Source organism: Geodermatophilus sp. YIM 151500 (assembly GCF_025716945.1).
Taxonomy (GTDB): Bacteria; Actinomycetota; Actinomycetes; order Mycobacteriales; family Geodermatophilaceae; genus YIM-151500.
On record NZ_JAOVZT010000024.1, the window covers coordinates 1 to 5,820 of the forward strand.

Below are 5,820 nucleotides of genomic sequence, written 5' to 3' on the forward strand. Positions count from 1 at the left end.
TTCTCAAGGAACGGACGCGCGACAAACCCGACCCTTTCAGGCCTCGTCATCGGCGGCTTTTCCACTGTACACCGCACTCGGAGCTCGGCGAACCCGGGGGTCCGCCGAGCTGCCCTCCCGGGCGGTGCGGCGCATCGACGAACATACACCACCGGAGCGGCCCCGTGCCAGCGGGGCCGGACGGATCGTGCCACCGGGCGCCGGCGTCCAGGTCGGAGGTCCGGGGACGGCGCTACAGCCCCAGGAACGACTCGATGCCGACGGTCAGGCCTGGTCGCCCAGCGATCTCCCGGACCGCCAGCAGCACACCGGGCATGAACGACGCCCGGTCGAAGGAGTCGTGCCGGAGCGTCAGGGTCTCCCCCGCCGCTCCCATGAGCACCTCCTGGTGCGCGACGAGGCCGGTGAGTCGGACGGCGTGGACCGCCACGCCCTCGACGTCGGCACCGCGGGCCCCCGGTAGCGCGTCGGTCGTGGCGTCCGGCGACGGCGGGAGTCCGGCCGCGCGGCGGGCGGCGGCGACGAGCCGGGCGGTGCGCACCGCGGTGCCCGACGGCGCGTCGACCTTGCCCGGGTGGTGCAACTCGACGACCTCGACCGAGGAGAAGAAGCGCGCGGCCTCCTGGGCGAAGCGCATCAGCAGAACGGCGCCGATCCCGAAGTTGGGTGCGATCACGACGCCGAGGTCCGGCTTGGGCTCGAGCCACTCGGCCACCGTCGCCAGCCGGGCCTCGTCGAAACCCGTCGTGCCGACCACGCAGTGGATGTTCTGGTCGATGCAGAACCGGATGTTGTCCATGACGACGTCCGGGCGAGTGAAGTCCACGACGACCTGCGCGCCCGCGTCAGCCACGTTGAACAGCCACTCGCCGGCGTCGACCATCGCCACCAGCTCGAGATCGTCGGCCGCGTTGACTGCCTTGACCACCTCGGTGCCCATCCGACCGCGGGCGCCGAGGACGCCCACCGCGATGCGCGACGCCTCCTCCGCGGAACCGGCGCGCGCTGACGGGTCGGTCGTGGAGGTGGTCACCCCGCCCAGGCTTCCCGGCGACGCGCCGCACCGCAAGGCAGCCGTCGGTCAGGCGAACGACCGCCGGCGGCGGGCGGCCAACCAGCGGCACGCTGCCCAGCCCGCGAGGCCGAGCAGCAGTCCGGCCAGGTCCGCCAGCCAGTCGACCACGGAACCGGACCGCTCCAGCGGCGACAGCGCCTGCCCCACCTCGCTCACCGCCGCGTAGAGGACGAGGAGCACTCCAGCGGTCCGCGGGCCGACGCCCGCCCATCGTCCGGAGATCGCCAGCGCGGCGAACAGGGCGGCGTGCACGACCTTGTCGACACCCGGCGGCGTCGGGGGCACCCCACCGCCGGGTGCGAACAGCACCGCCAGGGAGACGAGCACCGTGATGGCCAGCACCCCGCGCGAGAGGGGTCCGTGGACGCGGAGCGCGGCGGGCACCGGAGCGGGCGGGAGGGTCGGACCGGTTCAGAGCCGGTCGAGGTCGGACTCGCGGTAGGGGCCCACGACGGCCAGGCAGGTCTCCCGCGAGAACAGCTCCGCCGCGACGGCGGTCACCTGGTCCTCGTCGACGCCGTCCAGCCGGGCCAGCACCTCCCGGACGGGCAGGTACTCACCGAAGGAGAGCTCGCTCTTGCCCAGCCGGCTCATCCGGGAGCCGGTGTCCTCCAGGCCGAGCACCATGGCGCCCTTGAGCTGACCGCGACCACGGACCACCTCGGCAGTGGTCAGCCCCTCGGCGGCCACCCGGGCGAGCTCGGCCCGCACCAGGCGGAGCACCTCGGGCACCCGCTTGGGGGAGCAGCCGGCGTAGACCGTGAACGACCCAGTGCCGGCGTAGTGGGTCAGCGACGACCCGACGCTGTAGACCAGGCCGCGGCGCTCACGGATCTCCTGGAACAGCCGGGAGCTCATCCCGCCGCCGACGGCGGCGTCCAGGACGGCGGCCGCGTAGCGCCGTTCGTCGAGCCGGCCCAGCCCCAGGGTGCCGAGGAGCAGGTGGGTCTGCTCGGTCCGCCGGGAGATCAGCCCGTGGGGGCGGGCCGGCCGGTCGTGGACGGCGTCGTCACCACGCCGCAGCGGGGCGGGCCGGCCCTCGCCGCCGACCCGCTCGCCGAAGGCCGCGAGGACGAGGTCGAGCACCTGCCGGTGGTCGACCCGCCCGGCGGCTGTGACGACGACGGAGGGCAGGGCGTAGCGCCGGCGGTACCAGCCGTCGACGTCGTCACGGCCCAGCCCCTCGACGGTGGCCACGTCGCCGAGCACCGACCGCCCGAGCGGGGTGTCGCCGAAGAGCGTCTCGGCGAAGAGGTCGTGCACCGCGTCGCCGGGCTCGTCGTCGCGCATGGCGATCTCCTCGAGCACCACCGTCCGCTCGGATTCGAGGTCCTCGGCCGTGTTGCGGGCCTCGGTCACGAGGTCGGCGAGCAGGGTCACCGCCAGCGGCAGGTCGCTGGCGAGAACGTTGGCGTAGTAGCAGGTGTGCTCCTTGGCGGTGAACGCGTTCATCTCACCGCCGACCGCGTCCATCGCCGTCGCGATCTCCAGCGCGCTACGGGTGCGCGTGCCCTTGAACAGGAGGTGTTCGAGGAAGTGGGAGGAGCCGGCCAACCGGGCCGGCTCGTCGCGGGAGCCGACGCCGACCCAGATGCCCAGCGTCGCCGAGAGCACCCCGGGCATCGTCTCGGTCAGCACTCGCAGCCCGCCCGGCAGCTCGGTGCGCTCGACCCGGCCGCCGACCTCGTCGACGTCCAGTAGCTGCGTCTGCCCGACCGGAACGGGGACCGGGGCGGGCGCCGTGACGCCCACCCCGGTCCCGGACACGCTCGAGCGCTGCCCGGCCGTCACTCCCCCGCGGGGGCGGCCTCGGCGGGCGCGGCGGCGTCGGCCTCGGCCACGACCGGCACCAGGCTGATCTTGCCGCGGGCGTCGATGTCGGTGATCTCCACCTGCAGCTTGTCGCCGACGTTGACGACGTCCTCGACCTTGCCGATGCGCCTGCCGCCGCCGAGCTTGCTGATGTGCACCAGGCCGTCCTTGCCCGGCAGCAGCGAGACGAAGGCGCCGAACGGCGTGGTCTTCACGACCGTGCCGAGGAAGCGCTCCCCCACCTTCGGCATCTGCGGGTTGGCGATGGCGTTGATCCGGTCCACCGCGGCCTGCGCAGACGGGCCGTCGGAGGCCCCGACGTAGATCGTGCCGTCGTCCTCGATGGTGATCTCGGCGCCGGTCTCGTCCTGGATGGAGTTGATCATCTGGCCCTTGGGGCCGATGACCGCGCCGATCTTGTCGACCGGGATGCGCACCGTGGTCACCCGAGGGGCGTACGGGCTCATCTCATCGGGGCCGTCGATGGCCTCCTGCATCACGTCGAGGATGTGCAGGCGGGCGGCGCGGGCCTGGGTCAGCGCCGAGGCCAGCACGTCGGAGGGGATGCCGTCGAGCTTGGTGTCCAGCTGGAGGGCGGTCACGAAGTCCTTGGTGCCGGCGACCTTGAAGTCCATGTCACCGAAGGCGTCCTCGGCGCCGAGGATGTCGGTGAGCGCCACGTACTGGGTCTTGCCGTCGACCTCGTCGGACACCAGGCCCATGGCGATGCCGGCGACCGGGGCCCGCAGCGGCACGCCGGCGTTGAGCAGCGACAGGGTCGAGGCGCAGACCGAGCCCATCGACGTCGAGCCGTTGGAGCCCAGCGCCTCCGACACCTGCCGGATCGCGTAGGGGAACTCCTCGCGGTCGGGCAGCACCGGCAGCAGCGCCCGCTCGGCGAGTGCGCCGTGGCCGATCTCGCGGCGCTTGGGCGAGCCCACGCGGCCGGTCTCACCGGTCGAGTACGGCGGGAAGTTGTAGTTGTGCATGTAGCGCTTGCGCGTCTCGGGCGACAGCGTGTCCAGCTGCTGCTCCATGCGCAGCATGTTCAGCGTGGTCACGCCCAGGATCTGGGTCTCGCCGCGCTCGAACAGCGCCGAACCGTGCACCCGCGGGATGACCTCGACCTCGGCCGACAGCGGCCGGATGTCGGTGACGCCGCGGCCGTCGATGCGGACCTTCTCGCGCAGGATGCGCTGCCGGACGACCTTCTTGGTGACGGCGCGGAAGGCGGCCGACAGTTCCTTCTCGCGGCCCTCGAACTGGCTGCCCAGCGCCTCGAGCACGGCAGCCTTGGCCGCGTCGGTGGCGGCCTCGCGCTCCTGCTTGCCGGGGACGGCCTGCGCCTCGCGCAGTGCCTCGGTCGCCTGGGCCTCGACAGCGGCGTAGACGTCGTCGGAGTAGTCGAGGAAGCGCGGGAAGTCGACGACCGGCTTGGCGGCCGTGGCGGCCAGAGCGCTCTGCGCGTCGCACAGCGCCTTGATGAACGGCTTGGCCGCCTCGAGGCCCTGGGCCACGACGTCCTCGGTGGGGGCGGCTGCGCCGCCGGCCACCAGCTGGACGGTCCGCTCGGTCGCCTCGGCCTCGACCATCATGATCGCGACGTCGCCGTCCGGGAGCACCCGGCCGGCCACGACCATGTCGAAGACGGCGTCCTCGAGCTCGGCGTGGGTCGGGAAGCCGATCCACTGCCCGTCGACCAGGGCCACCCGGGTGCCGCCGACCGGGCCCGAGAACGGCAGCCCGGACAGCTGGGTCGACGCCGAGGCACCGTTGATGGCCAGGACGTCGTAGAGGTGGTCGGGGTCGAGCGACAGGACGGTGATGACGACCTGCACCTCGTTGCGGAGACCCTTCGCGAAGGTCGGGCGCAGCGGGCGGTCGATCAGCCGGCAGGTGAGGATGGCGTCCTCGGACGGGCGGCCCTCGCGGCGGAAGAACGAGCCGGGGATGCGGCCGGCGGCGTACATCCGCTCCTCGACGTCGACGGTGAGCGGGAAGAAGTCGAACTGCTCCTTCGGGGAGCGGCCGGCGGTGGTGGCCGACAGCAGCATGGTGTCGCCCATGCCGACGACGACGGAGCCGGCGGCCTGGCGTGCCAGCCGGCCGCTCTCGAAGGTGATGCTGCGGCTGCCGCGGGCGCCGTTGTCGATGACGGCGGTGGCGGTGGTGACCCCGTCCTCGGGGTCGTACTCGGCGGTGACGCCAGGAGTGGTGGTGGGTGCGGACACGGGTCCTTCTCTCTTCTGTCGCGTACGGCGACGTCCTCGGGCGGCGCTCCGCGCCGGTCCGGATCCGGGGGCGACCGGTCTTCGATCGAAGCCCCCGGGCGGCTCGCGCCCCCGGCGAGAGGGGACGGGCGCGTCCCGGAGGCCACTACCGAGGACCGGCCCGTCGCGGAAGCGGTGGAGCGGGACGCCGGTGGGCTGCGTGCGGCGGGTGCCGCACGATGAAGGGGACCGTCCCGGGCTGGCCCGGGAGCGGTCCCCTCGACGTGCTAGCGGCGCAGACCCAGCCGCTCGATCAACGACCGGTAGCGGTTGATGTCGGTCTTCGCCAGGTAGTTCAGCAGCCGGCGGCGCCGGCCGACCAGCAGGAGCAGGCCCCGCCGGCTGTGGTGGTCGTGCTTGTGCATCTTCAGGTGCTCGGTGAGGTCGCTGATCCGGCGGGTCAGCATCGCGACCTGGACCTCGGGCGAGCCGGTGTCGTTCTCGACCGTGGCGTACTCGGTCATGATCTGCTTCTTGAGCGCGCTGTCGAGCGCCATCGGTCGCCTCCTGGGGCAGGTCACGTGTGGCCCCCGGTCTGGGTCACGGGGGCAGCTCGCACACAGACGTCGGCACGCCGACGCGGGATCAAGGCTACCAGCGGCCATGACGCCGCCGTCCTCCGGACGACGACCGTGGACCATGACACCGTCGTCCTCCGGACGA

At 72.9% G+C, this 5,820-nt stretch carries 5 protein-coding genes; all 5 read right to left on the minus strand.

Annotated features, from left to right (window positions below; all coding sequences use genetic code 11):
* Positions 1-232: 232 nt before the first annotated feature.
* A complete protein-coding gene (gene dapB / locus OF117_RS21670) occupies positions 233-1,033 on the minus strand; it encodes a 4-hydroxy-tetrahydrodipicolinate reductase (RefSeq protein WP_263554935.1) in 801 nt (266 codons plus the stop codon).
* A 48-nt stretch (positions 1,034-1,081) separates the two neighbouring features.
* Entirely contained in the window at positions 1,082-1,459 is a 378-nt protein-coding gene (locus OF117_RS21675) for a VanZ family protein (protein ID WP_263554936.1), read from the minus strand.
* 27 nt (positions 1,460-1,486) lie between these two features.
* On the minus strand, positions 1,487-2,842 hold the full coding sequence (locus tag OF117_RS21680) for a M16 family metallopeptidase (protein ID WP_263554937.1): 1,356 nt from the start codon (positions 2,840-2,842) through the stop codon (positions 1,487-1,489).
* A 20-nt stretch (positions 2,843-2,862) separates the two neighbouring features.
* A complete protein-coding gene (locus tag OF117_RS21685; protein WP_263554938.1) occupies positions 2,863-5,118 on the minus strand; it encodes a polyribonucleotide nucleotidyltransferase in 2,256 nt (751 codons plus the stop codon).
* Between the two features lie 266 nt (positions 5,119-5,384).
* Positions 5,385-5,654 (minus strand): 30S ribosomal protein S15, encoded by a 270-nt coding sequence (gene rpsO / locus OF117_RS21690; protein ID WP_200493169.1) that lies wholly within the window; start codon positions 5,652-5,654, stop codon positions 5,385-5,387.
* Positions 5,655-5,820: the final 166 nt, after the last annotated feature.

What these genes read in the sequence shown, in the direction of transcription:
- rpsO (WP_200493169.1), bottom strand. Translation starts at nt 5,654, where the DNA reads ATGGCGCTCGACAGCGCGCTCAAGAAGCAGATCATGACCGAGTACGCC.